Origin of the sequence: Brenneria roseae subsp. roseae, from assembly GCF_003115845.1 — a bacterium.
Classification (GTDB): domain Bacteria; phylum Pseudomonadota; class Gammaproteobacteria; order Enterobacterales; family Enterobacteriaceae; genus Brenneria; species Brenneria roseae.
Genome location: NZ_KZ819036.1, coordinates 94,194 through 119,488, shown reverse-complemented (window position 1 = coordinate 119,488; position 25,295 = coordinate 94,194). Strand labels below are relative to the sequence as shown.

Here is a 25,295-nt window from a genome sequence, read left to right as displayed (position 1 = left end):
AATTTATGGCGATTTATCAAAAATACTTAATTCTTTGCTGGGGATTCGTCAGCCGTAAAGGGCCAACACGTTGCGTTGCTCAAAACGATAACGTTTTGTCCTGACGCTTGAAATTTATTGGGTATATAAGGATAAACTATTTTTGAATAAACCATTGTTAACTTAATTTTTAATGGTATAACAAATGCAGGTATCTATATATTTATAATATGCTGAGTTTATTGTGATCAGGCGCGTTAGCCGTTTTTTAACGATCTTTGATAATGATCCCTATCGGCCAAAACCCGTTATTTAATATAACTCGTGGATAACTATTGCCTATAATGAATAGTCTGTAATTGGTTGAAAATATTTAATTATTTTTATTTTCCGGGGCGGATATAACCAATATAAGAGTTTTGACTGATCATGCCACGAATCCAATTAAATAAGGCAGTAAATAGAGACATACCGAATGATGGCGAGTCACCTGCGCGGGGTCCGCGGTTTGGGTATGGCTCAATTTTAGGAAAAGTCACATTATTTATTGTGGTAGGCATTGTTTTTTCTTATGCCGTCGGCGCCGCAGCGGGCTGGATGATCGTAGACAGAAGCTCGCAGGAACAATGGCGACGCCAGGCGGAAATGAACGCCCATATTACCAGTTATATTATTCGCAGTATTTATACTTCGATTACTGTGAATGTGAACGAGTCGGGTCAGGTTGTCAGAATCGTGACCGATCGTTTTTTAGGCGACGATGAATACATCCTTGAGACGGGGTTCAATCCCGCCGATGTATTGGCGATGGCGGCGACCCAAACGCGTAATGATGTCTGGCTTTTCCGCTATACAGCACAAGAAGGGTTTATCAGCATAACGAATGCGGACGGCGTTGCCGGCGGCAGTATGCTCGAATCCGAAGCAGGAAAAGCAATAACGCCAGAGGCGCTGGGAAACGCATTCTCCGGTTTTATCCGCATTGAACAGCAGGTGTATTTTGCCAGCGTTCTTCCGGTATTTACGCCCTCCGGCAATATCCTTGGCGCGATTGTGAGCAGCATCGGCGGGAAACAGGATCTCTATAAAATCCACAATACGCTATTGCGCCATTCTCTATTGGCCCTGCTTGCGATATTGATCGTCACGGGCTTTATCATCATGCTCCCCGTGAAACAGTTTTTTTATTCAGTACCGGTGCTTATCCAGGCGGTGACCCGCATTGCGCAGGATGACACGGGCAATATCACGCCCTTTCTGGAGAGAAATGATGAAATCGGCCGTCTGGCGGCGGCGATCGAGAAGCTGAGGCAGGCCGTGGTTGAACGGGAATATCTGCAACAGGTGAAAGAAACGGCGCAGAAAATGGAATATATGGCACACCATGATTCCCTGACCGGTTTGCCGAACCGCACTTTTTTCAGTCTGGCGCTTGATACGGCGATTGCGAAACTGATGTCGAAGGGCGTGCATTTTAACCTGCTGCTGCTCGATCTCGATCGCTTTAAGGCGGTCAATGATACGTTCGGCCATGCTGCTGGCGATGAGCTGTTGATCAACGTTAGCTCACGCATCACCGTGCTGCTTGGAAGCGATGATTTTATCGCCAGGCTGGGAGGGGATGAATTTGCCGTGATCCAATTGGTGCGCTGTAGCCAGGTGCTGGAGGGGCGCCTGCTGGCCGAACAGATTATCAGAGAGATTGCTTCGCCTTTTTATTACGACGGTAACGAAATGTATGTTGGCATCAGTATCGGTATTGTCTGCGCCCCTTTGTATGGCGATACGGCCCGTGTCCTGATGGAGAGCGCCGATCTCGCGCTATATACCTCTAAAAATACCGGGCGTGGTAATTACCATTTTTTTGAATGTGGCATGACCATGCCGAATTCACGTCATAATCGCCATGATTGGGATATCGAAGGCGGGATTGAACGCGATGAGTTTGAGCTTTATTACCAGCCATTGTGTCGTGCCGATCGCACAATCGTCGGCTATGAAGCATTGATTCGGTGGCGTCATCCCGAACATGGGTTATTGTTACCCGATGCGTTTATTGATCTGGCGGAAAAAACCGGGGTGATCGTCAAGCTGGGTGAATGGATTATCCGCCGGGCCTGCGCCGACGCCGCGTCGCATATGGATGGTCGGTTTGTATCGGTGAACATATCGGTTGTTCAGCTTAACCGCTCCGGGCTGGTGGAGATCCTGGCGTGCGCATTGGCGGAAAGCGGCTTGCCGCCTTCCTGTCTGGAAATTGAGGTGACGGAATCCGTCATGCTGGATCGTGAGGTTGCTCTGCCGGTGCTACAGGCGATCCGCGGGCTGGGGATCGGCATCGCGTTGGATGATCTGGGAACGGGCTACGCCTCGCTTGATTGCCTGACTGATTTTCCTTTCACCAGAGTGAAGCTGGAACGAGGGTTGATAGCGGGTCTGGCAGAGCGTGAAGCAAACCGGATTATCGTCAGTACGATTATCGCTCTGGTGCAGCGCTTAGGGATGGAGGCTGCGGCGGAAGGGGTGGAAACCGACCAGCAGCGGCAATGGTTAATCAGCGCCGGGTGCCAATATATGCAAGGGACGCTTTTGGGGAACACTGAGCCAATCACCAGAGTAGCGCAGAACCACTTTCGACCCATTCAGATCTGAATCATTGGTTAGTGAAGGCAGGGATGATATGCAGAGACAAAGAACGAGGTTTTCCTGTGTTGTCATGATTTGGTATTGCAATTGGCGCACTTTTGTCAGGCTGGGCGCGATTATTGCGGTCATTTGTCTGCTTCCCTGGCGGTTGGCTGGGGCGATGAGCCCGTCAGGCAGTGAGAGTGCTCTGACAAACATTGCGGCAACCAAAACGATAAAGCTCGGGCACCGTACCGATGAACTCCCTTTTTCTTATGTGGTGAACGGCAACGCGACGGGTTACTCGGTCGATCTCTGTTTGCGGATTGTTGAGGGGATCAAAACGTATCTGAAGCTGGATGAGATTCATATCGTGTTTGTTCCGGTGACGACCGCCACGCGTTTCCCTCTCATCAGAAACGGGGGGATCGATCTTGAATGCGCGGCGACGACCAACAGCGCCGAACGGCGCAAGATGGCCGAGTTTACTTTTCCTCATTTCGTAACGGCCACGCGTTTTGTGGCGAAGACAAACGCGGGGATTAACCATATCGGCGATTTGGCCGGGCGCAGCGTGTCGGCAGCAACCGGAACGATTAACGTCGGGCAACTGATTGCCTTGAATCACCGTATGAGACTCAATATTTCCATTATGTTGAAAAAAACCAATGAGGAAGCGTTCGCGCAGGTTGCGAACGGCAAAGCCTCGGCTTTTGTGATGGATGATATTCTGCTGGCCGGGCTGATCGCTTCTTCCCCCAGCCCGGCGGATTTTGTGATTTCAGAAGATGCATTAAGCCGATCTGAGCCCTATGGTATTCTGATTCGGCCGGGCGATCTGGCCTTCAAACGCGTGGTGAACGCGGAACTGCGCACTATTTTCACCGATGGCGAAATTGATGACATTTATGCCAAATGGTTCCTTGCTCCCGTCCCGCCAGACGGAATAAACCTGAATTTTCCTATGCCTCCGCACCTTAAGTCACTTTTTGCCGATCCGAAAGAATATTTAGACTAAAGGAGAATGATGTATGCGTGAACGTGGTAAACGCTTATACCGTACTTTTCTTTCTCTGCTGCTCCTGTTAGCTATCGCGGAAAGCAGCCTGGCGCGTGCCGAACGGTCTATTTCAACGCTGGAACGCATTCGGCAAACGGAAACTCTGCGCATCGGTTACGGTATTACACCGCCTTTTTCCTATGTCGGCCCTGACGGACGCATCATCGGTTACTCCATCGATCTGTGTGAGCGGGTAGCGCAAGCGCTACAGGCGCAGCTTGGGCTAAAGCGGCTTAATATAGAATATGTGTTTCGCACCCCGAGCAACCGTGTGCAGTTACTTAATAGCGGGGCTATTGATATTGAATGCGTGGCGAGTACCAATACTGCCGAACGTCGCCGTAGCGTTGCGTTTACCCATAGCCACTTTTTCGTTACCACTTATTATGTCGCTCTGGCTAAAAATAACCTGCGTACGCTGACCGATCTGCGTGGAAGGAGCGTTAGCGTCGCATTGGGTACGGTGAACGTCAGCCAGATCACCCTGGTTAACCGGGAAAAGACGCTGAATTTGTCCATTGTCGCGGTTGATACGCTCCAGAAGGCGTTCGATCTGGTCGGTCAGGAAAAAGTGTCTGCTTTTGCTATGGATGATATTCTGCTCTATACCATGATTGCCGCATCCCCCAATCCGCAGGATTATACGGTCTCCTCCGAGCCAGTGAGTGAACAGATGCCCTATGGTTTTATGGTGCGCCTCAATGATGACGATTTCAGAGAGGCCGTTAATACGGCGCTGCGTAATATTTATCGCAGTGCCGAGATGAACCGTATCTATTCACGCTGGTTTACTCAGCCGATACCCGGCAAGGGTATCAATTTACAATGGCCGATGAGTGATAGCCTGAAGGCGCTTACCATTACCGCCGAATAAACGCTATCGTGGGTTCAGGATCGGGTGAATGGTAAATTACCGTTCACCGTCAAACTCATTAATCTCTTTCCCTGATAGCCCAGGATTGCCGTCCGTCGTCTTCAACGGCCGGCGTGATTTCATCGTTGCCCGTAATAGGCATTGGGGCCGTGTTTGCGGCTGAAGTGCTTATTCATCAGATAATCGTCAATCGGATGCAGGCGCGGATTAATCGAACAGGCTATCCACGCCATTTTCGCCACTTCCTCCATCACCACCGCGTTGTGGACCGCTTCGTCAGCGTCCTGGCCCCAGCAGAACGGCCCATGCTGATAAACGATGATCCCCGGGGTGTGCAGCGGATTGCTGTCGCCGAGCGTTTGGGCAATCACGACGCCGGTATTTTTTTCATATTCCGTTTCCACTTCCTGCGCAGTTAGCGGTCGGGTACAGGGGATATCGCCATAAAAGTAATCGGCATGGGTAGTCCCCAGCGCCGGGATCGCCAGCCCAGCCTGCGCCCAGGCGGTAGCATGCGTCGAATGCGTATGGACGATCCCGCCTATTTGCGGATAGCGGCGATAAAGTTCCAGATGGGTGGCGGTATCGGAAGAGGGACGGTATTTCCCTTCCACTACCTTTCCCTGCATATCAACCACCACCATGTCATTTGGCTGCATGATTTCGTAAGCCACTCCGCTGGGCTTGATGACGATAACCTGGCGCTGCCGGTCGATCGCACTGACGTTGCCCCAGGTGTAGGTCACCAGGCCGTGGCGCGGCAGCGCCATATTCGCATCAAAAACCTGCTGTTTTAGCTGTTGTATCATGCGACTTCCTCCACCAGCAAACCGGCCTGGGTCATCTGTTGTTTAACCCAGTCGCGTGCGGCGGTGACTTCTTTGACCGGATCGGGTGACGTTTCACTCCACATTTCGATCAGATAGGGGCCGCAGTAGCCGCTCTCCCTGAGCGTGGTAAAACAGCGTGCGAAATCAACTACGCCGGTGCCGAACGGCACATTTTTAAAGACGCCGGGGCGGGTATCTTTAACATGCACCGCCACGATATGGCCTTTCCCCGCGCGCAACTCCATTTGTACGTCGTTATCCCAGGCGGAAAGATTGCCAATATCCGGGTAAAGCTGGAACCACGGATTATTGAGGTAGTTGGCGTAGCCCAGCGCTTTACTGATGGAATTCATTAATGGGTAGTCCATGATTTCCATCGCCAGCGTGACCTGCGCTCGGCTGGCCATTTCCACGGCCAGTTGCAGACCGTGGCGAAAACGTTCCCGGGTCAGATTGTTCGCTTTCTGGTAGTAGACGTCGTAGCCGGCGAGTTGAATAACGCGGATGCCGACATCCTGAGCAAGACGGATCGCCTTGAACATGATTTCCAGTCCCTGATTGCGCGTTTCGTCATTTTCCGAGCCTAATGGGAAGCGCCGGTGGGCGCTTAGGCACATAGACGGAACCCGGACGCCGCTGATGGCAATCGCGCTCACCAGCTCCAGGCGTTGCTCACGGCTCCAGTCAAGACGCGCCAGTCGGCCATCGCTTTCGTCCACTGACATTTCCACAAAGTCAAAGCCCAGCGCTTTCGCCAGTTGCAGACGCGCCAGCCAGTTTTCACCCGGCGGCAGTGCTTTTTCATAAATACCGAGTGGAACGGTTTTCGTGAGCATGAGATCACCTTATCCCCAGAGCTGGGCGATGCTGTGTTTGAATTGGCGCGCCGCCGCTACCGGATCCGCGGCATCGCGAATACTGCGGCCGGCGATAAACACATGAATAGGAATGCCTTTGAATAAAGGCAAATCCGCCAACGCCAATCCACCCGTTACGGTCACTTTGAAACCCATATCCGCCAGACGTTTAATGGCGATAATGTCGGCCTCGCTCCAGGCGATTCCGGCGGCCTGCGCATCCCGGCTACGGTGATACACTACCTGCCGGATGCCGATATCACGCCAGGCCTGTGCTTGTTCCCAGGTCCAGAAGCCAGTCAATTCAATCTGAACATCGCCGTTGAATTCGCGCGCGACCGCCAGTGCGCCGGCGGCAGTGTTGATATCCGCACAGCAAATGACGGTGACCCAGTCCGCATTGGCTTCAAAGCACATGCGCGACAGAATTTTTCCGGCGTCGGCGATTTTTGCATCCGCCAGCACGATCTTGTGCGGATAAAGGGATTTCAGATCGCGCACGGCGCGAACCCCTTCGCCAACGCACAGGATGGTGCCGACTTCAATAATGTCCACTTCTTCGGCAATCAATCGGGTGGTCTGATAGGCATCGGCCAGCGTCTGGTTATCCAGCGCAACTTGTAACATCGGTAAATGAGACATCGATAAACTCCTCAATCAGCATGCCGCCGCGGCGGTCTGGTCAATCAGATTCAATACATCCTGCTCGGTACGGCAGGCGCGCAGGCGGTCAAAATTGGCTTCATCTTCAAACAGATTGACGATTTGCATGATGCCCACTTCCTGATGGGTGGTAGCATCAACGGCCGCCATGGTGATCAGTATGTCCACCGGGTCGTTGTCTTCATGATTGAAGATCAGCGGCGTTTTCAAGGTGACCAAGGCAAAGCCGGTTTTTTTGACCCCTTCTTCCGGGCGGCCATGAGGCATGGCGAGTCCGGGCGCGATAACGAAATAAGGGCCGAATTGCTTTACGCCGTCCAGAATGGCCTGGTAGTAGCGCGGCTCGACGACATCGGCCGCGACCAGCAGATCAACCCCGATTTTCACCGCTTCTTGCCAGGTACTGGCTTCGGCCTGCAACCGGATGGACCGATTTTCCGCCAGTGAATCACGTAGTTTCATCATCGCTCCCTATTGCTTTAAGTCCGCCGGAAAATGCGCTTTGATGACGTCCAGCAGTTTTGGGCCGAAGTCGGCCGCGGAAAGCATATTGCGTACGCCGACGACATATTTATTGCCGCTGACGGTGATTTCATCGGCAACGTGAGTAGAGGCAATGATGATGTCCGCACCGCTCAGTTCAGCCTTGTATTCACCGACCGCACAACTATTCAGGCTATGATTGATTCCCTGCTCGGTCAGAAATTGGCCGACTTTCATTTTCATGATCATGGAGCTGCCTTGTCCGCAGCCGCATACCGCCAGAATTCGTACTGTCATGATGGTTTCTCCAGAATCAGTTCACGTGAGTTTCAGTGAGTTTCTTTTCCGCATCTTCTTCAGCGCGCAATGTACGGCTGGCAAAGACCATGTAAATCAGCGCAATGACGATGACGACGCTCATGAACCACAGACCAAATGTCAGCCCCTGCATTAACGGCGGCGCCAGAATCGACCAGTCCGCCATGCCCATCCAGGCGCTCAGCCCGGTCAATTTTACCGCCCAGACGCAGCCAAAGATTTCGATCATGCCCATGACCAGACAAATTTTCGTCGCCGCGCGCCAGCCGCCGAAATGGTTGGCGAATACGCCGATGGTGGCGTTAGAGAAGAACATCGGAATGAAGCCGGGAATGATCATGATGGGCGAGCCGATACCGATCAGGATGCCGATGGCGATCAGCTGACCGATGGTGCCCCACATGAACCCCCAGACTACGGCATTGGGGGCAAAGCTGTAGATTGCCGCACAGTCGATAGCCAATACCGCACCGGGGATCAATCGTTGGGATATGCCGTTAAAGGCTTCAGAAAGTTCGGCAACGAACATCCGCACGCCTTGTACGATGATGAAAATGGCGACGGCAAACTGAAAGCCGGTTTGCAGGATATAAATGCTCCAGTGTGTTTTCCCTGCCATTTGCTGCACGGTGTCCAGACCGAAAGAAAGCAGGATCGCGCCGAAGAATACCGTCATGACAATCGCGGTGGAGACAATGTTGTCATGGAAGATATTCAGCCAGCCCGGAAGCTTCAGATTTTCCACGCTCTCTTCTTTTTTTCCCAGATAAGGCGCGAGCTTATAGGCAATCCAGGAGGCGAACTGCTGCTGGTGTCCGATGGAGAAACCGCAGCCGTCCGTTACCGCCTGCGTCGGCTTGTACATCATGTTTGCGGTGATGCCCCAGTACAGGGAAACCAGCACGGCGCTACAGATGATGGTGGTCCACATCGGATAGCCGAGAATATAGAAGAACACGGCGAGCAGGCCTGCCTGCTGGAACATGATATGGCCGGTGAGCATGATGGTGCGGATGCCGGTGATCCGGCGCAGCAGGACATAAACAATGTTCAGCGCCAGCGCCAGCAGTACCGCATAGCCGACCCAGCTATAGGCGTCGCCCATCCGTTCGATGGTCGCCATCATGGAGGCGTAGGTATCTGAGATGGCGCCGCTGATGCCGTAAACTTCAGACATTTTGGCGACGACAGGTTTGAAGGTGCTGGTCAGAATTCCGGAACCTGCCTGCAACAACATAAAACCAATGATCGTTTTGATGGTGCCTTTAATGATGACGGTGGCGCTTTTACGCAGCAGTAAATAACCGAGAAACGTCACAATCCCCAGCAGCAGCGGGGCATTGGTCATGACCTGATTAAAGAAAATCGTAAAGATATTATAGAGGGTTTCCATAAGCACTCCGTTCGGCTTTTGGTCATCCTGTTACGCGCCGCTTCTGAAAAGGCTGGCGTGGTCAGGCATTTTTTGTAGGGCGCATTCACTCTATCAATCACCAATAATCACCAAAAGACATTTTTTGATTATTTGTGAGAGGCTTCGCAATTATCTTTTTTTGCTTGTCAATATTCTCGTATTATCAATTGGTTTTTCGTTTTTATTGTTTATATTCATATCGTTATGTTTTTATTGGAATGATTTTAAGGAGACCGGACGCCAGGTTGTTGTCTGAGCTGTGGGAAATTTCGTGATAATGCCGCGATTGTCATCGCGATAAAACGGTGATATTTTCTCACAATAAAATCATATGTTGTCATTTAATGATTTTATTTTGATTTCAAAATTTGATAACGCACCAACATGTCGATGACGAGGTTCACACTATGAGTAAAGTCGAGAGCATTACCCGCGAGTCATGGATTCTGAGTACCTTCCCGGAGTGGGGGACCTGGCTGAATGAAGAAATAGAACAGGAACAGGTCGCACCGGGTTCATTCGCCATGTGGTGGCTGGGCTGTACCGGTATCTGGTTAAAATCGGAGGAAGGGGCGAATATCTGCGTGGATTTCTGGTGCGGGACGGGTAAACAGAGCCATGCCAATCCGCTGATGAAATCCGGCCACCAAATGCAGCGTATGGCGGGGGTGAAGAAATTGCAGCCCAACCTGCGTACCACGCCGTTTGTCCTTGATCCCTTTGCCATTCGTCAGATTGACGCCGTGCTGGCAACGCATGACCATAATGACCATATTGATGTGAATGTGGCCGCGGCCGTGTTGAAAAACTGTGACGGCAATGTGCCCTTCATTGGTCCGGAAAGCTGCGTGAATATATGGATTGGCTGGGGTGTGCCGCGTGAACGCTGCATTGTGGTGAAACCCGGCGACGTTATCACTATCAAGGATGTTGAAATTCATGCGCTGGACGCGTTTGATCGTACCGCATTGATTACGCTGCCCGTTGAGGAAAAGGCCGCGGGCGTCTTGCCGGATGGCATGGATAAGCGTGCGGTGAACTATTTGTTCAAAACGCCGGGCGGCAATCTCTATCACAGCGGTGATTCGCATTATTCCAACTATTACGCCAAGCATGGCAATGAGCACCAGATTGATGTGGCGTTGGGATCCTATGGCGAGAACCCGCGCGGTATCACCGATAAGATGACCAGCGCCGATATATTGCGGATGGCTGAAGCGTTGAACACCAAGGTGGTGATCCCTTTCCACCATGATATCTGGTCGAATTTTCAGGCCGATCCGCAGGAAATCCGCGTGCTGTGGGAGATGAAGAAAGATCGGCTGCAATATGGCTTTAAGCCGTTTATCTGGCAGGTTGGCGGCAAGTTCACCTGGCCGCAGGATAAAGACAAGCTGGAGTACCACTATCCGCGCGGGTTTGAAGATTGTTTTACCATGGAGCCGGATTTGCCGTTTAAATCCTTCCTGTAAAAACATCAGGGCGGGACGTCATTCTGCCATTAGGACATGATCGACTCGCCCTGGTTCTTCCGGCCTGAACGCGCCGCGGACCTTATCTGTTTTTTACACCCATCGTTATGTATTGATGATATCCCGTGCGTACTTTTGATAAGTTATGATTCAAATTACCGGAGGTGCTCATTATAATCGGTATTCAGTATCCATTTAGCGGGGCAAGCATGACTGAATCTCAGCGCCATAATGCCATCATTGATTTTCTGCAACGACAAGGGCAACTGACGGTTGCCGATCTGATCAGGCACTTTGACGTCTCTCCAGCCACAGCAAGACGCGATATCAACAAGCTTGATGAGTCAGGTAAGTTGCGGAAAGTTCGCAATGGCGCTGAAGCGGTGAATGTCCCCCGGCCAACCTGGACGCCGCTCAATATTTATCAGGCGCAGAATCTGGACGAGAAAATGCGTATCGCCAAAGCGGCGGCACAGCTGTGCCGTCCTGGCGAAAGCGTGGTGATTAATTGTGGCTCGACCGCATTTTTACTGGGGCAGGAGATCTGCGGCAAAGACGTGCAGGTGATAACCAACTACCTGCCGTTGGCGAATTACCTGATTGAGCAAGAACACGACAGCGTCGTCATCATGGGCGGGCAATATAATAAAAGCCAATCCATCACGTTGGCGCCGCAGGAAGGCGACGCCAGCCTGTACGCCGGACACTGGATGTTCACCAGCGGTAAGGGGCTGACGGCGGAAGGCCTGTATAAAACGGACATGCTGACCGCGATGGCGGAGCAGAAGATGCTGCGTTATGTCGGTAAGCTGGCGGTGGTGGTGGACAGCAGCAAGATTGGCGAACGCGCCGGGATGCTGTTCAGCCGGGTGGAGCAGATTGACGTGGTGATTACCGGTCAGCAGGCTAACGCACAGATTATCGGGCAACTGCGTGAACAGGGTGTGGACGTGATATTGGTGTGATGAGCGGGTTTTCGGTATTGCCTCGCAACTTGTCCGGTTTACTCTGCCGCCAGTCAGGTTACAATAATGATCCTTGTGATTAACGTGGTTGTAACGCCTGATGGAACAATTTGAAGCGATTGATATAGAAAAAGCCTATTCCCATTGGCAGCAGGGGAGCATTGTCGTCGATATCCGCGATCGGCAGAGTTTTGCTGTTGCTCACGTACCCGGCGCCACACATTTGACTAACGAAACGCTGTCAGATTTTGTTCGCGAAGCCGATTTTGCAACGCCGGTGATGGTGATGTGTTATCACGGGATCAGCAGCCGCAATGCGGCGCAGTACCTGATCAGTCTGGGCTTTGAGTCGGTATTCAGCATTGACGGCGGTTTTGACGCCTGGCAAAACCGTTACCCGCAGGATGCTGAACAGGGTCAGGCCTGAACCAGGCAGGCCCGTTTCCTTTATTTTATTTCTCTGCCTATCCACGGCTGTTTTTGAACACCTGAATGATGCTTTTGGCCTGCATGATGACAACAATCAGAAACAGCACGGCAAGGAAAGCGGAGATCGGACGCTCCACAAAGGCAATCAGATTGCCATCTGACTTCAGCAAGGAAGACAGCAGACTTTTCTCAAACATCGGCCCGAGCACCATGCCCAGGATGACTGGCGCAATCGGGTAGTGATATTTCTGTAAGAAATAACCCACAATCCCCATCACCAGCATGACCACCACGGATGCCATGGAGTTGTTCATCGCGAACGCGCCGACGATGCTGAATACGATCACCACCGGATACACAATATCTTTATTCACGGAGATCAGGCGCTTCAGGAAGTTCACCACGATCATGGCCAGCGGCAGCAGCGCGAGGTTGGCGATAAAGAACAGCATGAAAATGGCGTAGAGCTTCTCCGGGTGGAAGATGAACAGGGAAGGCCCCGGCTGCATATCTTTCATATAGAGTACGCCAATCACAATCGCGGCCACGGAATCACCGGGGATGCCGAATACCAGCGTGGGGATATAGCTTCCCGCCAGGCTGGCGTTATTGCTTGATGAGGCATTAATAACGGCTTCTTCCGAGCCCTTGCCATACTTTTCAGGCTGGCGGGAAAACTTTTTCGCCACCGCATAAGAGATCCATGCCGCAATATCGGCGCCCGCGCCGGGGAGTACGCCAATCAACGTGCCGATGGCGCTACTGCGAACAATACCCACCCGGTTCTTTTTCAGTGAAGGACCTATTCCCGATAGAATATTGAATGATGATTTTTCCGCTGGCGGCGGCGCGGCGCTGGCTTGTTGCACGCTGTCACGGTGGCGGCTGGCGTAATATTCAATCGCGTTGGCGATAGCGAACATGCCTATCATGGCCGGAATAAAACTGATCCCTTCCAACAGCGCGACGTTGCCGAAAGTGAAACGCGGTTGTCCGGTGAATTCATCATAGCCGATGGTGGCTAAAACCAGTCCCAGCAGGAGCGCCATCAGGCTTTTGACCACATATTGGCCTGAAATCAACGTTGAACAACTGAGCCCGAGCAACGCCAGCCAGGTGTATTCAAACGAGCTGAATTTCAGGGCGAAGGAGGCTAATAACGGCGATGCGAACGTGAGCACAATGGCGCCAATGATGCCGCCGATCACCGAGGTGCTCAGGCCGAGTCCAAGTACGTGGTTGGTTTTTCCCTGCTGGCTCAGCGCATAGCTGTCATCCACATACGCCGCAGAGGCGGGCGTCCCCGGAATTCGCAGCAGTACACCGGGTATATCCCCGGCGTAGATGGTGGATGCGCCAACCGAGATCATCATGGCCAGCGCGGGAATAGGGTCCATGAAAAAGGTGAAAGGAACCAGCAGCGCGACGGCCATGGTGGCGGTCAGACCGGGTATCGCGCCGACAAACAAACCGAACAGGCCAGCGGCGAAGATGGCGATGATGGCGTTCAGAGTAATGTATTCACTGGCGTTAATCAGGATATCCATCGTCACACGTCCTTAAAAAATACTGCCAGAGGGAAGCGGCACTAATAATACTTTGGAAAACAAGTAGTAAATGCCGCTTGAAAGCCCCACGGCGGCCACGACGGCAATAATTTTGTGTTTGGACAGGAAGAGCGCGAGCAGGCTGGCCATAATGATGCTGGTTGTTAGAATAAAGCCTAATAATTCAACGAAATAAATATAAAAAACGACGGTGAGCGCCACCAGACATACGCTCGTGATTTCATGCCTTTTGGCGTCTGAAGGCTGGCGATGTTCTTTTTTTACGGCGGTCGTCTTGTCCGTCACCTTACAGGCCGTCGCAGGCGACGTTGAAAAATGCTCCCGGCGTTTTGTTAACCGAACGGTTGTCAGATCCAGAATGGATAGCAATACGAGCAGGCAGCCGAGGATGGCCGGCATAAATCCTGCGCCAAAATCGGCCACATCGCCGAGTTGAATAAAGGCATAAGCGGCAACGCTTGCGCCGAACAGCAGGAAAAGCAGCGGGAGTAATAAAGATAACTTCGGCATGTTTTTCAGGCGCCATTTTCATGGCGCCTGCCTGTTTTATTTATCGTCGGAAAGTAGGCTTCCAAACTGAGCGTCTTCTTCCTTCATGAATTGATAAAGGTCGTCACCGTACAACGCGCTGACTTCAAAACCCTGATTGTTGGCAAATTTTTGTAGTTCGCCCGAGTCATAAACCTTTTTCATCGCGTCGGTCAGTTTTTCGGTGATCTCCGGCGGCAGGTCTTTCGGAGCAGACAGCACGTTCCACGTTGTCAGCGACCAGTTATACGGCGTTGCCTGATTGAAAATGGGGATATTGGCATAGAGTTCGGAAGCCTGATTGGACATGATGGCCAGATGGCGCACCATACCGGCATCTACCATGCTCTTGGCTTCTCCGGGTGAAGAGGTCACAAAATCAACCCCTCCGGAAACCAGCTCTTGCAGCGCGGCGCTGGCGCCCTGTGAGGGAATATATCGGACGGCATTTTCCGGCAGACTGGCGCTTTTCAGCATCCCCAACGTATTGAGGTGCCAAACGGATTTCAGACCGCTGCCCGACGCGCGTAATTTACCCGGCTGCTGCTTAATGGCATCGATTAACTGGTTGGCATCCTGATAAGGCGAATCCTTGGCAACCTGTAGTCCGCCGTAGATCACCGCCAGTCTGCTGATGGGGGTGTAATCCTGATAGCTGAGATTCGTCATTTTCTGGTGGTGCATCATGGCGATTTCCACCGTCACAATACCCAGCGTGTAGCCATCCGGTTTGGCGCGGTTAATCGCATCATGGCCGACGACGCCGCTACCGCCGGTGCGGTTGACCACATTGACGTTCACGCCAAATTCTTTTTGCAGACCCTGGGCGACCAGACGCGCCACCGTGTCGGTATTCCCGCCCGCGCCCCAGGGGACGATAATCGTAATTGGTTTTTCCGGCCACGCCGCAAGGGCGGAGCAGGAGAGCAAGAGGGTACTTAACGCCGTTAACCGAATGAGTTTCATAATCGGTGTTTCCTTCTCGTAGAGGTATGAGGGAAAGGGGGTATCAGTTCATGAGATTTATTTTGTTTTGGTAATGTTCTGTGCCGCTGCGGATTTGCTCAAGGATCACAGCCAATCCCCAATATTTCTCCAGCACGTCATCTTTATTGACCCGGCAGTAAGCGCTGCCGAAGGTTCCCTGGTGTTGGTGATAAATTTTTGCATTTTTGGGATAGCCCAAGGTTTCTGTCACGGCTGCAAGCGAAAGAAAGGTTGCCAGTTCCTGAGCCAGTTTGGGGTGGCTTTTATGGTGGTGGTAAAGCCAGCTATATAATTCAGGGTGGAAATTGGTGAAGACGCCGCTGAAGCCTCTGGAACCGGCTTTCATGGCATCAAAAGCAATCGCCGCGTTGGCATTGATGATATTCAGCGGCGTGTCGGCAACCAGTTTGACCCGGCGCGTTACCGTTGGCAGATCGCAACTCACATCTTTCAGTACCACAAAGCGGCCAGTATTGGCGCAGTAGCACAGTTCATCATCGCTCAGCAAACGGCGATAGGGCGCCGGGCACTCATACAGACCTAAAGGCATTGACGCTGGCAACGCGGCCAGCAGGCTGTTCAGCGTGGCGTAAAACGTATCGCTGCCCTGGTTTTCCGGGTCCAGATGATTGGTCACCAGCACCAGCGCGTCGATGCCGATTTCGGCCATTGCCGTGAGCTCGCGGATCTGATCGTCCAGCCCGTCGCTGATATGCCCGGAAGCTATCACCGGGATGCGGCCTGCGACTTTATCCACCACGAAACGCGCCAGATCCACGCGCTCCGGCAGGCTGAGGAACAGCATCTCGCTTGACTGGCAGACGGCAAACAGCGCATCGACGCCTTTTGCGAGATACCAGTCGATAAGCTTTTCCAGACCGGGATAATCAATGTCGTTATTTTCGGTAAACGGGGTCAGCATGACTGGGACAATGCCGTCGATATTTTTCATTGTTTACTCCTGACGGAATGAGATTATGAGTAAATTCTGTGAGTTAGCGGTCAATGTTGTGACATCCGGACCTTGACCTGTCGGTGCTCCGGCATATTTGCGGCGCCTTCACGTTCAACGGCCAGAGAGGCGAAGGCGGAAGCGTAGGTCGCCGCCTGAACCAGATTTTGTCCGTTGGCGATGGCGGCCGCTAACGCGCCGTTAAACGCATCGCCCGCGCCGGTAGTATCAATACTGAGAGCTGGAAAAGCCGGAATATGCTGGAACTGTTTGCCCTCAAGCAGCAACGCTCCCCGTGCTCCCATGGTAATAATCACGCACCTGGCGCCTAGGTCGGCAATTTTCTGCGCCGCCATTTTCGCGCTGTCCAGATCGTGGACATCGATCCCGGACAGCAGCGAAGCTTCAGTTTCATTTGGCGTGATGACATCGAGATATTCCAGATAAGGCAGAATGTCGCTGGAGTAGGGCGCGGGGTTGAGAATGACTTTTTTACCTAATGTGTTAGCCAGTTTCATGGCGTTCAACGTGGCGGAAAAATTGTTTTCCAACTGGAGCAGCAGGACATCGGCGTGGGCGAGTTCCGGCGTGATGGCGGCGACTTCATCTTCATTAATTGTCTGGTTGGCGCCGGGATGAATGGCAATCATGTTTTCGCCATTCTGTTGCGAAACATAGATGATGGCGTTACCTGTCGGCTCCGTTTCGGACTGATAAAGCGTAAACGAAAGAATTTCCGAAGACGCGAGGTGGTCATAGGCAAACTGGCTGAACTGATCCTTGCCTACTTTGGAGACAAAATGGACGCGCGATCCTGCCCGGCTGGCTGCCATCGCCTGATTCGCGCCTTTCCCGCCCGGCCCCAGCGTGCTGCCCTGCGCCATCAGCGATTCGCCACCTTTCGGGAAACGCGCCACTTTGGCGACAATATCGACGTTAAACGATCCCAGAATACAAACTTTGCCGTTCATCCTGTTTCCTTTGTTTGTTACGCCTGGCGGCCGGGGTTGCTTTCCCAGTCGCTTAAGCAGAACCTCAAAGTTCTCACCGCTTGTGGTGATGAGTTCGGACTGTAAGCTGCGACGTGTAACGATTGCGCCACCGTGGCAGCGTTGAATCAGGTTCATGCGCGCCAGCGCGTTCAAATCACCGCGGATGGTTTCTCTGGACACGGCAAATTCCTTAGCCAGAAATTCCACGCTTGCCCGCCCGTGTCTGTCCAGGTAGGCAAGGATCCGATTTCGCCTTTCTTCGAGAAACATAACTCCTCCCTGTTTATGGCAGCAGAGTAAAGTAGTCCCGTTGATTAAAAAGTGACTAATGTCATAGGAAACAAGCCGAAACGGAAGTAAACAAAAATAAGTAATTTAGTTACTAAAAAGGGAGTGAAATGATTTGGCGTTGTTATGTTGAACCGGGTTTGGGATGAACGGCATGACGCCCCACGGTGGCGAAAACATATTCTCGCGCACTCATCTTGCGGATATGTGATATTTTTACGCGCAATCCGTCCACGACACTGTGATAAATCAACTATGGCAATTCGAGTTATCGCGCTATCCAACCCACGTCTGGCTCAGGCCTTTGTGGATTACATGCATACGCAGAGCGTCAGTCTGGAAATGCGTACCACGGGACAAGAAGCCGAGCTGTGGCTGGCAGATGAAACTCAACTGACGCGGGTGCAGCAGGCGTTGGATGTTTTCCTGCATGACCCGCTTAATCCCCGCTATCAGGCGGCAAGCTGGCAGGCGGGCTCAACCGGCTCCGGCATTCAATACCGGCGTTTTTCTTATCTGCAAACCCTTAAACAGCAGGCGGGACCGCTGACGCTATCGATCATGATTATGTCGATTGTGGTTTTTGCGCTGATGCAGATTTCGGGCTACGAACGGGTGATGACGCTGCTCGCCTACCCGGACGCCGGGCAGGGGTGGCAGCTGTGGCGTTGGTTCAGTCATGTCTTGTTGCATTTTTCCGTCTTGCATATTTTGTTCAATCTGATGTGGTGGTGGTATCTGGGGGGGCCGGTCGAAAAAGTGCTGGGCACCCGTAAGTTACTGATGATTACCCTGGCGGCCTCGCTGGTCAGCGGTTGGGCGCAGTCGTGGTTCAGCGGCATCTACTTTGGCGGATTGTCCGGCGTGGTGTATGCCCTGATGGGCTATGTCTGGCTGCGGGGAGAAAGAGAACCCGGCGGCTATTTGTCTATGCCACGCAGCCTGATGGCGTTTGCGTTACTGTGGCTGATAGCCGGATATTTCGATATTTTAGGTATGTCGATAGCCAACGCGGCTCATGTCGCAGGGTTGGTAATCGGGTTGTTGATGGCCTTTTGGGATACTTATAATAAAACGAACCCCCGGTAAATCCGGACATGTTAGGGGATGAACGTGAAGCAAACACAACGACATGACGCCATTATTGAATTGGTACGTCGTCAAGGTTATGTCAGTACGGAAGAATTGGTCGATCATTTTGCGGTCAGCCCGCAAACGATTCGCCGTGACCTGAACGATCTGGCCGAGCAGAACAAGATTCACCGCCACCACGGCGGGGCCGCGTTACCTTCAAGTTCGGTGAATACCGCCTATCATGACCGTAAAATGATGTGGTCTGATGAAAAAGCGCGGATTGCCCGCCGGGTCGCAAGCCAGATCCCGGACGGCGCCACGCTGTTCATTGATATCGGCACCACGCCGGAAGCGGTGGCCTATGCGCTGATGCAGCATAAGGGCTTACGCGTCGTGACTAATAACCTGAATGTGGCGACGCTGCTGACGGGCAAAGAGGATTTTCGTCTGATTCTGGCGGGCGGGGAAGTGCGTACCCGCGATGGCGGTATTATGGGCGAAGCGACGCTGGATTTTATTTCTCAGTTTCGTCTGGATTTCGGTATCTTGGGCATCAGCGGCATTGACATGGATGGCTCATTGCTGGAGTTTGACTACCATGAAGTGCGTACCAAGCGCGCTATTATTGAAAACTCGCGGTGTGTCATGCTGGTGACGGACCATTCCAAGTTTGGCAGGAATGCCATGGTAAATCTGGGCAACATGGATTTGATCGACTATCTTTTTACCGATCAACTACCACCGCCCAGCGTACAAAAAATTATCGAACAACATAAGGTGCAGTTGGAGTTGTGCTGATCCAGAGGTGCCTTTTCCGTGACGGATCAGAAGGGGAGAGGCACCATGTCATTGTTTTCATCTGCGCAATCTTTTTCATTCAACGCATCCCAATTCGCCGCCTCCTTACTGCGCCAGCGGCAATATTACGGGGTCGCCTCCCTCACGCTGCTGACCCCGGAGCAGCGCTGGCGTACCGTCAGCGTGGCGCTGGCCGAGCAACTGGCCGCCCAACCCGTTCTCCCCGCATCTCACGCCGCATCATCCGATGCGCCACCATTGCGCCATGTTAATTACCTGTCGATGGAGTTTCTCCCCGGTCGTCTGACAGGCAATAACCTGCTGAATCTGGGCTGGTACGACGATGCCGCGGCGGTACTGGCCGAACAGGGGATTAGCCTGAGTGATGCGCTGGAGCAGGAAAGCGATCCCGGTCTGGGCAACGGTGGTCTGGGGCGACTGGCTGCCTGCTTTCTGGACTCCATGGCGACTGTCGGACAGCCCGCCACCGGCTATGGTCTGAATTATCAGTACGGGCTGTTCCGTCAGCATTTCTCGCAGGGGCGCCAGCAGGAAACGCCCGATGACTGGCATCGCGATAGCTATCCATGGTTTTTCCAACGGGCCGGGCTGGCCGTGGATGTCGGCTTTGGCGGAAAGCTGCAAGAGCATGATGACGGCAGTAAATCATGGCTGCCTGATTTTATCTTTCGGGGGGAAGCCTGCGATTTGCCGGTGATTGGCTATCGCAACGGCATTGCGCAGCCGTTGCGTCTCTGGCAGGCGACCCATTGTCACCCGTTTGACCTGACGTTGTTCAACGAAGGTCGCTACCTTAAAGCCGAGCAGGCCGGTATCGCCGCCGCCAGTCTGACCAAAGTGCTGTATCCGAATGATAACCATGCGGCAGGTAAACGTCTGCGCCTGATGCAGCAATATTTTCAATGCGCCTGTTCCGTGGCCGATATCCTGCGCAGGCATCTGGATGCGGGAAGAAGTCTGCACGAACTGCCCGATTACGAAGTTATTCAGCTTAACGACACCCATCCGACGTTGGCGATCCCTGAGCTGATGCGTCTGCTGCTGGATGAGCACAAGCTGAGCTGGGACGAAGCCTGGTCGATAACCGGACGCACATTTGCCTATACCAACCATACGCTGATGCCGGAGGCGCTGGAGCGTTGGGATGAGCGCCTGTTCGGCCGACTTCTGCCTCGCCACCTTTCCCTTATCCGGCAAATTGATGCGTGGTTCAAAACGCAGGTTGAAGACGTGTGGCCGGGCGACAGGCGGATTTGGGCGAAAGTTGCGATTCGCCATCAGCGGCAAATCCGCATGGCCAACCTGTGCGTGGTGAGCTGCTTTGCGGTCAATGGCGTGGCGGCGCTGCATTCTGAACTGGTGGTAAAAGACCTGTTCCCGGAATATCACCACCTGTGGCCGGCAAAATTCCATAACGTCACCAACGGTATTACCCCCCGGCGCTGGCTGAAGCAGTGTAACCCTGCTCTGTCGGCGCTGATTGATGAGACGTTGCAGACGGAATGGGTCAACGATTTACCTGTCTTGCAAGGGCTGGAACCCTACGCCGAGGATGCCGGATTCCGTGAACGTTACCGGCAGATCAAATATGACAACAAAGTGCGGCTGGCGGATCATCTCAAGCAGCATTATGGCGTGATACTCGATCCGAACGCGCTATTTGACTTGCAGATTAAGCGGTTGCATGAATATAAACGTCAGCACCTGAACTTGCTGCATATTCTTTCGTTGTATCGTCAATTGCGCGATAACCCGCATCTGGATATAGTTCCGCGCGTCTTTCTGTTTGGCGCCAAAGCCGCTCCGGGCTATGTGCTGGCAAAGAATATTATCTATGCCATTAATCAGGTGGCAGAGAAAATTAATCGGGACCGCCGCTGTCACGATCGCCTTAAAGTGGTGTTTCTTCCCGATTACCGCGTGTCGCTGGCCGAACGGATGATCCCTGCCACTGACGTGTCTGAGCAAATTTCGACGGCAGGTAAAGAAGCGTCCGGTACTGGCAACATGAAACTGGCGCTGAATGGCGCACTGACGGTGGGAACGCTGGATGGCGCCAACGTTGAAATGGCTCAGCAGGTTGGCGCAGAGAATATGTTCATTTTCGGTCATACGGTGGAGCAGGTAAAAGCCTTGCAGGCTCAGGGGTACGATCCGTCGGACTACATTGAAAAAACGCCGTTATTGCGTGAGATATTGGCTGAACTGGCCAGTGGCGACTTTAGTCAGGGAGATAAGCAAGCGTTTGCACCGTTATTGAATAGCCTGCTGAAAGCGGGCGATCCCTATATGTTAATGGCTGATTTCGCCCCGTACTGTCAGGTACAGCAGGATGTGGATGCACGATACCGGGAGCCGGATGAATGGACGCGTCGTTGCGTGCTTAATACCGCCAGAATGGGGATGTTCAGCTCTGATCGGGCAATTCGCGACTACCAGAAGCGCATTTGGCAAGCGTGTCGTTAAGGAAAAGTAAGAGGGTATTCAAGGTGGATAAACCGGCAATCCAGCAGACGGGTATTGCAGAAACATATACCGATGCTTACGGCAATGAACGTCTTGTCGAGGCATCGATCAAAGATAAGCTTCTGGCGATGATGGATGTGTCTGGACATGACGATGCGCCTTTGCCCCCGGTAAAAGTTTTTCTTCAGGGACGAGACGCCGTCATTGAGCTGACCGGTAGCGGCGAATTTGGCTGGACGCTGATGTATGAGAACGGTGGACAAGTTCAGGGACAGATGACGGGGGGAACGACGCTGGCGCTCCCGGCATCTCTGCCGCTTGGATATCACCATCTGACCCTGACTCAGGCGGATCGGCGTTGGTCGTGCCGCATTATTGTCGCTCCGCCGCGCTGCTATGAACCGGATGCCATCATGCAGGGTAAACGCTGGTGGGGCGTTACCGTCCAGCTTTACACCCTGCGTTCACAAAACAACTGGGGCGTTGGTGATTTTGGTGATTTGCGCCAGTTAGTTGAGCAGATTGCCCGCCGGGGAGGCGTGTTTGTCGGCCTCAATCCGCTGCACTCGCTGTATCCGGCCAATCCCGACGCCGCAAGCCCATATAGCCCCTCTTCCCGCCACTGGCTGAACGTGATTTATATTGATGTTAACCGGGTGGACGATTTCCAGCAGAGCGCTGAAGCGCAGCAGTGGTGGCAGCTTGACGACACCCAGCATGCGGTAACGGCGCTGCGTGCGGAGCGCTGGGTCAACTATGAGCCGGTGATGTCGTTGAAACTCACGGCGCTGCGGCTGGCCTTTCGTTATTTTAATAACCGGAGTTCACTGGATCCGCGAACCATCGCGTTCCGCCAGTTCGTGTTTAACGGCGGACAAAGCTTGCAGTTGCAGGCCACCTTTGATGCATTACAGGCTCATCTGAAACATCAGGGCGAAAACTATGGCGATTGGCTCCAGTGGCCCGCCCGTTATCATGATGTGCATGGCGAAGCGGTGAAGTCATTTCGTCGTGAGCAGGCCGATGAGATTATGTTTTATTGCTGGCTGCAATGGCTGGCTCACGAGCAACTGGCAGAATGTTTCGCGCACAGTAAACAGCTCGGTCTGCCCATTGGTCTGTATCGTGATTTGGCCGTAGGCGTGGCGCAGGGCGGCGCGGAAACCTGGGACGAGCGTCAGCTTTACTGTCTGGAAGCCTCCATCGGCGCGCCGCCCGATCCGCTGGGACCGCAGGGGCAAAACTGGCAGCTGGCGCCGATGAATCCCAATATGATGCAGGTCCGTGGCTATCAGCCTTTTATTGATGTGTTACGCAGCAATATGGCGAATTGCGGCGCGTTGCGTATCGATCATGTCATGGCGTTGCTGCGGCTGTGGTGGATACCCAAAGCGGAATCTGCCGTAAACGGGGCCTATGTCCATTACCCGGTCGATGACCTGTTGGCGGTGCTGGCGCTGGAGAGCCAGCGGCATCGTTGCCTGGTGATCGGCGAGGATTTGGGGACGGTGCCGAAGGAAATTGTCAGCAAGTTGCAGGACTGCGGAGTGTACTCCTACAAGGTGCTGTTTTTTGAGAAGGATGACAAAAACGTCTTCCGTCCTCCTGCCGACTACCTTCGCCAGTCAATGGCGACCATCACCACGCACGATCTTCCCACGTTGCGCGGTTACTGGCAGGCGGTGGATTTATCGCTGGGCAAGGATCTGGGGCTGTACCCGAATCCGGCGTTGTTGCAACAGCAAATCCAACTGCGTGAAAACGCCAAGCAGGGGTTGTTAAATGCGTTGCATCAGCACGGCCTGCTGCCGCAGCGGGTAGGGCGAAATTCGGCGCTGACAACCATGGGCGCACCGCTTAACCGAGGGGTTCAGCGTTACATTGCCGACAGCGCCAGCGCACTGGTGGGGTTTCAACTGGAAGACTGGCTGGATATGGCGACGCCGGTGAATGTGCCCGGCACCAGTCAGGAGTATCCCAACTGGCGGCGTAAGCTGACCCGCACGCTGGAATCCATCTTTACCGATCGCTATCTGGAACGGCTGATACGCGATATCGATTTACGGCGCGGAGCGCCTGTTAAGTAAGTTACAGGAGCGTAAAAGGGCCCGCATGCGGTTTTATTCGCTAACAGGATTGTGCAGGCGATTACTGGTCGAACAGCAGTAGGAATAACCGAAGAAGCGAAACGCGAGGTCCGGGCGCGAATCTCCCGGACCATGAATACCGGCCGAAAATCAGTAGTAGGAGTGCTCGCCGCGCTGGTGCTCGGTGAGGTCGCGCACGCCCCTCAGCTCAGGGAATTTTTGCAGCAACTCTTTCTCGATCCCTTCTTTCAGCGTGTAGTCGACCATTGAACAGCCGTTACAGCCGCCGCCGAATTGCAGGATCGCCAGACCGTCGTCGGTGATTTCCATCAGCGTCACTTTGCCGCCGTGGCCGGCCAACTGCGGGTTAATCTGCGATTGCAGTAAATACTCCACGCGTTCTATCAGCGGAGCATCGTCGTCCACTTTACGCATCTTGGCGTTCGGTGCTTTCAGCGTCAGCTGAGAACCCAGCTGATCGGTAACAAAGTCGATTTCAGCGTCTTCCAGATAGGGCGCGCTGAGTTCGTCTACATACGCGGAAATTTTTTCAAATTTCAGTTCGGTATCGCTGGCTTCTACCGCATCCGGCGGGCAATAGGACACGCCGCATTCCGCATTCGGTGTGCCGGGATTAATGACGAAAACACGAATTTGCGTGCCTTCTTCCTGTTTTGCCAGCAGTTTCAGAAAGTGTTCCTGAGCAGCATCAGTAATACGGATCATAATGTTAAACTCAATGGTTGACTACGCTTGTCGGTTATAATACGCCCATCCTCCCCCGAACTACAAGGTTCGGCACAAACACCATACCTGAACGCGACTTGCGCCACGAGCCAGCAGCAAACGGCTGATTTCCGCGGCGGTGCTGCCCGTGGTGACGACATCGTCCAGTAACGCAACCTGTTTGCCGGCCAGTGATACCGGACAGACAAACGCGCCCCGTAGATTCTTACGCCGGGCGCCGGCGCTGAGTGTTTGTTGAATGCGAGTTTGACGCAGACGACGAATCGCCTGCGGTGCATATTCACAGCCAAGCCAACGCGCCAGCGGACGCGCTAACAGCTCAGTCTGGTTGAAGCCGCGTAACCACTGGCGTTGTTTGTGCAACGGAACGGTAAGCAGAATGTCGGGTCGGCATTGAGGTCCGGTCTCCCGCAACGCATGTTCCCGATAGGCACTCAGCCAGACTAATAAAATCTGTCGGGCAAGTACGGCGGCCAGCTCCGTTTTCCCGTGAAATTTAAACAGCTTCAGTAGCGCATTGAATGGCGGAATATAGTCACTGACAAAGGTTATCGATTGCCATGGCGGTGGATGTTGCAGACAGCGGCCACATTGCCGCGTCGGATCGCCCGTCGGTAAACCGCAGCGAGGGCAGCACAGAGGCGGAGGAGGTAAGTGACGCTGGCAAAATGAACAGATGCCATGTTGGCTATGATAAAGCGGTAATTGGCATAGCCAACAGTGGGCGGCGATGGTTAACATAACGCGTTCCCTGAAATGATAAGATGTGTACCCGTTATTTTTCGAGGTGCAGGTGCGTTGGCCGCCTTCGAAATCTA

The 25,295-nt window shown here is 53.2% G+C and carries 23 protein-coding genes; 10 read left to right on the top strand and 13 right to left on the bottom strand.

Features of this window, described 5'->3' with window-relative positions; genetic code table 11:
• Window positions 1–576 precede the first annotated feature (576 nt).
• From DDT52_RS17920 to DDT52_RS17910, 3 genes are read left to right on the top strand one after another with little or no spacing between them, the layout of a single operon-like run.
• Window positions 577–2,631 (top strand): putative bifunctional diguanylate cyclase/phosphodiesterase, encoded by a 2,055-nt coding sequence (locus DDT52_RS17920; RefSeq protein ID WP_168709802.1) that lies wholly within the window; start codon window positions 577–579, stop codon window positions 2,629–2,631.
• 28 nt (window positions 2,632–2,659) lie between these two features.
• Window positions 2,660–3,622: an amino acid ABC transporter substrate-binding protein gene (locus tag DDT52_RS17915; protein ID WP_210732739.1), complete on the top strand. Its 963-nt coding sequence runs from the start codon at window positions 2,660–2,662 to the stop codon at window positions 3,620–3,622.
• A 13-nt stretch (window positions 3,623–3,635) separates the two neighbouring features.
• Complete coding sequence (locus DDT52_RS17910; RefSeq protein ID WP_136157557.1) at window positions 3,636–4,538, top strand: amino acid ABC transporter substrate-binding protein; 903 nt, start codon at window positions 3,636–3,638, stop codon at window positions 4,536–4,538.
• 119 nt (window positions 4,539–4,657) lie between these two features.
• On the opposite strand, the gene DDT52_RS17905 is transcribed toward DDT52_RS17910, so the two are convergent.
• The 6 genes from DDT52_RS17905 to DDT52_RS17880 are packed head-to-tail and all read right to left on the bottom strand — an operon-like array spanning window position 4,658 to window position 9,082.
• A complete protein-coding gene (locus DDT52_RS17905; protein WP_136157565.1) occupies window positions 4,658–5,344 on the bottom strand; it encodes an L-ribulose-5-phosphate 4-epimerase in 687 nt (228 codons plus the stop codon).
• A complete protein-coding gene (locus tag DDT52_RS17900) occupies window positions 5,344–6,204 on the bottom strand; it encodes an L-ribulose-5-phosphate 3-epimerase (RefSeq protein WP_136157556.1) in 861 nt (286 codons plus the stop codon). The genes DDT52_RS17905 and DDT52_RS17900 overlap by 1 nt, the downstream gene beginning before the upstream one ends.
• Before the next feature lie 9 nt (window positions 6,205–6,213).
• A complete protein-coding gene (locus DDT52_RS17895) occupies window positions 6,214–6,867 on the bottom strand; it encodes a 3-keto-L-gulonate-6-phosphate decarboxylase UlaD (RefSeq protein ID WP_136157555.1) in 654 nt (217 codons plus the stop codon).
• Between the two features lie 15 nt (window positions 6,868–6,882).
• A complete protein-coding gene (ulaC, locus tag DDT52_RS17890; protein ID WP_109054778.1) occupies window positions 6,883–7,350 on the bottom strand; it encodes a PTS ascorbate transporter subunit IIA in 468 nt (155 codons plus the stop codon).
• 9 nt (window positions 7,351–7,359) lie between these two features.
• The gene (gene ulaB, locus DDT52_RS17885) at window positions 7,360–7,668 is read right to left on the bottom strand and encodes a PTS ascorbate transporter subunit IIB (RefSeq protein ID WP_095835380.1); all 309 of its coding nucleotides are present in this window, start codon (window positions 7,666–7,668) and stop codon (window positions 7,360–7,362) included.
• Between the two features lie 16 nt (window positions 7,669–7,684).
• A complete protein-coding gene (locus tag DDT52_RS17880) occupies window positions 7,685–9,082 on the bottom strand; it encodes a PTS ascorbate-specific subunit IIBC (protein ID WP_136157554.1) in 1,398 nt (465 codons plus the stop codon).
• 428 nt (window positions 9,083–9,510) lie between these two features.
• Here DDT52_RS17880 and ulaG point away from each other — a divergent pair, with 428 nt between their 5' ends.
• The 3 genes from ulaG to glpE all read left to right on the top strand — a co-directional run bounded on the left by ulaG (window position 9,511) and on the right by glpE (window position 11,967).
• Entirely contained in the window at window positions 9,511–10,575 is a 1,065-nt protein-coding gene (ulaG, locus tag DDT52_RS17875; RefSeq protein ID WP_109054775.1) for an L-ascorbate 6-phosphate lactonase, read from the top strand.
• Window positions 10,576–10,784: 209 nt separating this feature from the next.
• Complete coding sequence (gene ulaR / locus DDT52_RS17870; protein WP_136157553.1) at window positions 10,785–11,540, top strand: HTH-type transcriptional regulator UlaR; 756 nt, start codon at window positions 10,785–10,787, stop codon at window positions 11,538–11,540.
• Between the two features lie 100 nt (window positions 11,541–11,640).
• On the top strand, window positions 11,641–11,967 hold the full coding sequence (gene glpE / locus DDT52_RS17865; protein WP_136157552.1) for a thiosulfate sulfurtransferase GlpE: 327 nt from the start codon (window positions 11,641–11,643) through the stop codon (window positions 11,965–11,967).
• 37 nt (window positions 11,968–12,004) lie between these two features.
• Here the strand turns inward: glpE and DDT52_RS17860 are convergent, their stop codons facing one another.
• Genes DDT52_RS17860 through rbsK form a run of 5 tightly spaced genes read right to left on the bottom strand, consistent with a single transcriptional unit; the run spans window position 12,005 to window position 17,266 of the window.
• Window positions 12,005–13,516 (bottom strand): tripartite tricarboxylate transporter permease, encoded by a 1,512-nt coding sequence (locus DDT52_RS17860; RefSeq protein WP_109054772.1) that lies wholly within the window; start codon window positions 13,514–13,516, stop codon window positions 12,005–12,007.
• A 12-nt stretch (window positions 13,517–13,528) separates the two neighbouring features.
• Window positions 13,529–14,047: a tripartite tricarboxylate transporter TctB family protein gene (locus DDT52_RS17855; protein ID WP_136157551.1), complete on the bottom strand. Its 519-nt coding sequence runs from the start codon at window positions 14,045–14,047 to the stop codon at window positions 13,529–13,531.
• Between the two features lie 36 nt (window positions 14,048–14,083).
• A complete protein-coding gene (locus DDT52_RS17850; protein WP_136157550.1) occupies window positions 14,084–15,031 on the bottom strand; it encodes a tripartite tricarboxylate transporter substrate binding protein in 948 nt (315 codons plus the stop codon).
• Window positions 15,032–15,074: 43 nt separating this feature from the next.
• Window positions 15,075–16,004 carry a dihydrodipicolinate synthase family protein gene (locus DDT52_RS17845; protein ID WP_136157549.1) on the bottom strand — a complete coding sequence of 310 codons (930 nt, stop codon included), beginning with the start codon at window positions 16,002–16,004 and terminating at the stop codon, window positions 15,075–15,077.
• A 50-nt stretch (window positions 16,005–16,054) separates the two neighbouring features.
• On the bottom strand, window positions 16,055–17,266 hold the full coding sequence (gene rbsK, locus DDT52_RS17840) for a ribokinase (RefSeq protein WP_136157548.1): 1,212 nt from the start codon (window positions 17,264–17,266) through the stop codon (window positions 16,055–16,057).
• Window positions 17,267–17,539: 273 nt separating this feature from the next.
• On the opposite strand from rbsK, the gene glpG reads away from it, so the two are divergent.
• The 4 genes from glpG to malQ are packed head-to-tail and all read left to right on the top strand — an operon-like array spanning window position 17,540 to window position 23,730.
• Complete coding sequence (glpG, locus tag DDT52_RS17835; RefSeq protein ID WP_136157547.1) at window positions 17,540–18,373, top strand: rhomboid family intramembrane serine protease GlpG; 834 nt, start codon at window positions 17,540–17,542, stop codon at window positions 18,371–18,373.
• Window positions 18,374–18,397: 24 nt separating this feature from the next.
• Window positions 18,398–19,156 carry a DeoR/GlpR family transcriptional regulator gene (locus tag DDT52_RS17830; protein ID WP_109054873.1) on the top strand — a complete coding sequence of 253 codons (759 nt, stop codon included), beginning with the start codon at window positions 18,398–18,400 and terminating at the stop codon, window positions 19,154–19,156.
• A gap of 45 nt (window positions 19,157–19,201) precedes the next feature.
• Window positions 19,202–21,643, top strand: coding sequence for a maltodextrin phosphorylase (malP, locus tag DDT52_RS17825; RefSeq protein WP_136157546.1), 2,442 nt, complete (start codon window positions 19,202–19,204; stop codon window positions 21,641–21,643).
• Window positions 21,644–21,666: 23 nt separating this feature from the next.
• On the top strand, window positions 21,667–23,730 hold the full coding sequence (gene malQ / locus DDT52_RS17820; RefSeq protein ID WP_210732738.1) for a 4-alpha-glucanotransferase: 2,064 nt from the start codon (window positions 21,667–21,669) through the stop codon (window positions 23,728–23,730).
• 150 nt (window positions 23,731–23,880) lie between these two features.
• Here the strand turns inward: malQ and nfuA are convergent, their stop codons facing one another.
• Window positions 23,881–24,456: a Fe-S biogenesis protein NfuA gene (gene nfuA / locus DDT52_RS17815; RefSeq protein WP_109054765.1), complete on the bottom strand. Its 576-nt coding sequence runs from the start codon at window positions 24,454–24,456 to the stop codon at window positions 23,881–23,883.
• A 60-nt stretch (window positions 24,457–24,516) separates the two neighbouring features.
• Window positions 24,517–25,218 (bottom strand): DNA utilization protein GntX, encoded by a 702-nt coding sequence (gene gntX / locus DDT52_RS17810; protein WP_136157545.1) that lies wholly within the window; start codon window positions 25,216–25,218, stop codon window positions 24,517–24,519.
• Between the last annotated feature and the right edge of the window lie 77 nt (window positions 25,219–25,295).

What these genes read in the sequence shown, in the direction of transcription:
- DDT52_RS17920 (WP_168709802.1), top strand. Translation starts at nt 577, where the DNA reads ATGATCGTAGACAGAAGCTCGCAGGAACAATGGCGACGCCAGGCGGAA.
- DDT52_RS17915 (WP_210732739.1), top strand. Translation starts at nt 2,660, where the DNA reads ATGCAGAGACAAAGAACGAGGTTTTCCTGTGTTGTCATGATTTGGTAT.
- DDT52_RS17910 (WP_136157557.1), top strand. Translation starts at nt 3,636, where the DNA reads ATGCGTGAACGTGGTAAACGCTTATACCGTACTTTTCTTTCTCTGCTG.
- DDT52_RS17900 (WP_136157556.1), bottom strand. Translation starts at nt 6,204, where the DNA reads ATGCTCACGAAAACCGTTCCACTCGGTATTTATGAAAAAGCACTGCCG.
- DDT52_RS17895 (WP_136157555.1), bottom strand. Translation starts at nt 6,867, where the DNA reads ATGTCTCATTTACCGATGTTACAAGTTGCGCTGGATAACCAGACGCTG.
- ulaC (WP_109054778.1), bottom strand. Translation starts at nt 7,350, where the DNA reads ATGAAACTACGTGATTCACTGGCGGAAAATCGGTCCATCCGGTTGCAG.
- ulaB (WP_095835380.1), bottom strand. Translation starts at nt 7,668, where the DNA reads ATGACAGTACGAATTCTGGCGGTATGCGGCTGCGGACAAGGCAGCTCC.
- DDT52_RS17880 (WP_136157554.1), bottom strand. Translation starts at nt 9,082, where the DNA reads ATGGAAACCCTCTATAATATCTTTACGATTTTCTTTAATCAGGTCATG.
- ulaG (WP_109054775.1), top strand. Translation starts at nt 9,511, where the DNA reads ATGAGTAAAGTCGAGAGCATTACCCGCGAGTCATGGATTCTGAGTACC.
- ulaR (WP_136157553.1), top strand. Translation starts at nt 10,785, where the DNA reads ATGACTGAATCTCAGCGCCATAATGCCATCATTGATTTTCTGCAACGA.
- glpE (WP_136157552.1), top strand. Translation starts at nt 11,641, where the DNA reads ATGGAACAATTTGAAGCGATTGATATAGAAAAAGCCTATTCCCATTGG.
- DDT52_RS17860 (WP_109054772.1), bottom strand. Translation starts at nt 13,516, where the DNA reads ATGGATATCCTGATTAACGCCAGTGAATACATTACTCTGAACGCCATC.
- DDT52_RS17855 (WP_136157551.1), bottom strand. Translation starts at nt 14,047, where the DNA reads ATGCCGAAGTTATCTTTATTACTCCCGCTGCTTTTCCTGCTGTTCGGC.
- DDT52_RS17850 (WP_136157550.1), bottom strand. Translation starts at nt 15,031, where the DNA reads ATGAAACTCATTCGGTTAACGGCGTTAAGTACCCTCTTGCTCTCCTGC.
- DDT52_RS17845 (WP_136157549.1), bottom strand. Translation starts at nt 16,004, where the DNA reads ATGAAAAATATCGACGGCATTGTCCCAGTCATGCTGACCCCGTTTACC.
- rbsK (WP_136157548.1), bottom strand. Translation starts at nt 17,266, where the DNA reads ATGTTTCTCGAAGAAAGGCGAAATCGGATCCTTGCCTACCTGGACAGA.
- glpG (WP_136157547.1), top strand. Translation starts at nt 17,540, where the DNA reads ATGGCAATTCGAGTTATCGCGCTATCCAACCCACGTCTGGCTCAGGCC.
- malP (WP_136157546.1), top strand. Translation starts at nt 19,202, where the DNA reads ATGTCATTGTTTTCATCTGCGCAATCTTTTTCATTCAACGCATCCCAA.
- nfuA (WP_109054765.1), bottom strand. Translation starts at nt 24,456, where the DNA reads ATGATCCGTATTACTGATGCTGCTCAGGAACACTTTCTGAAACTGCTG.
- gntX (WP_136157545.1), bottom strand. Translation starts at nt 25,218, where the DNA reads ATGTTAACCATCGCCGCCCACTGTTGGCTATGCCAATTACCGCTTTAT.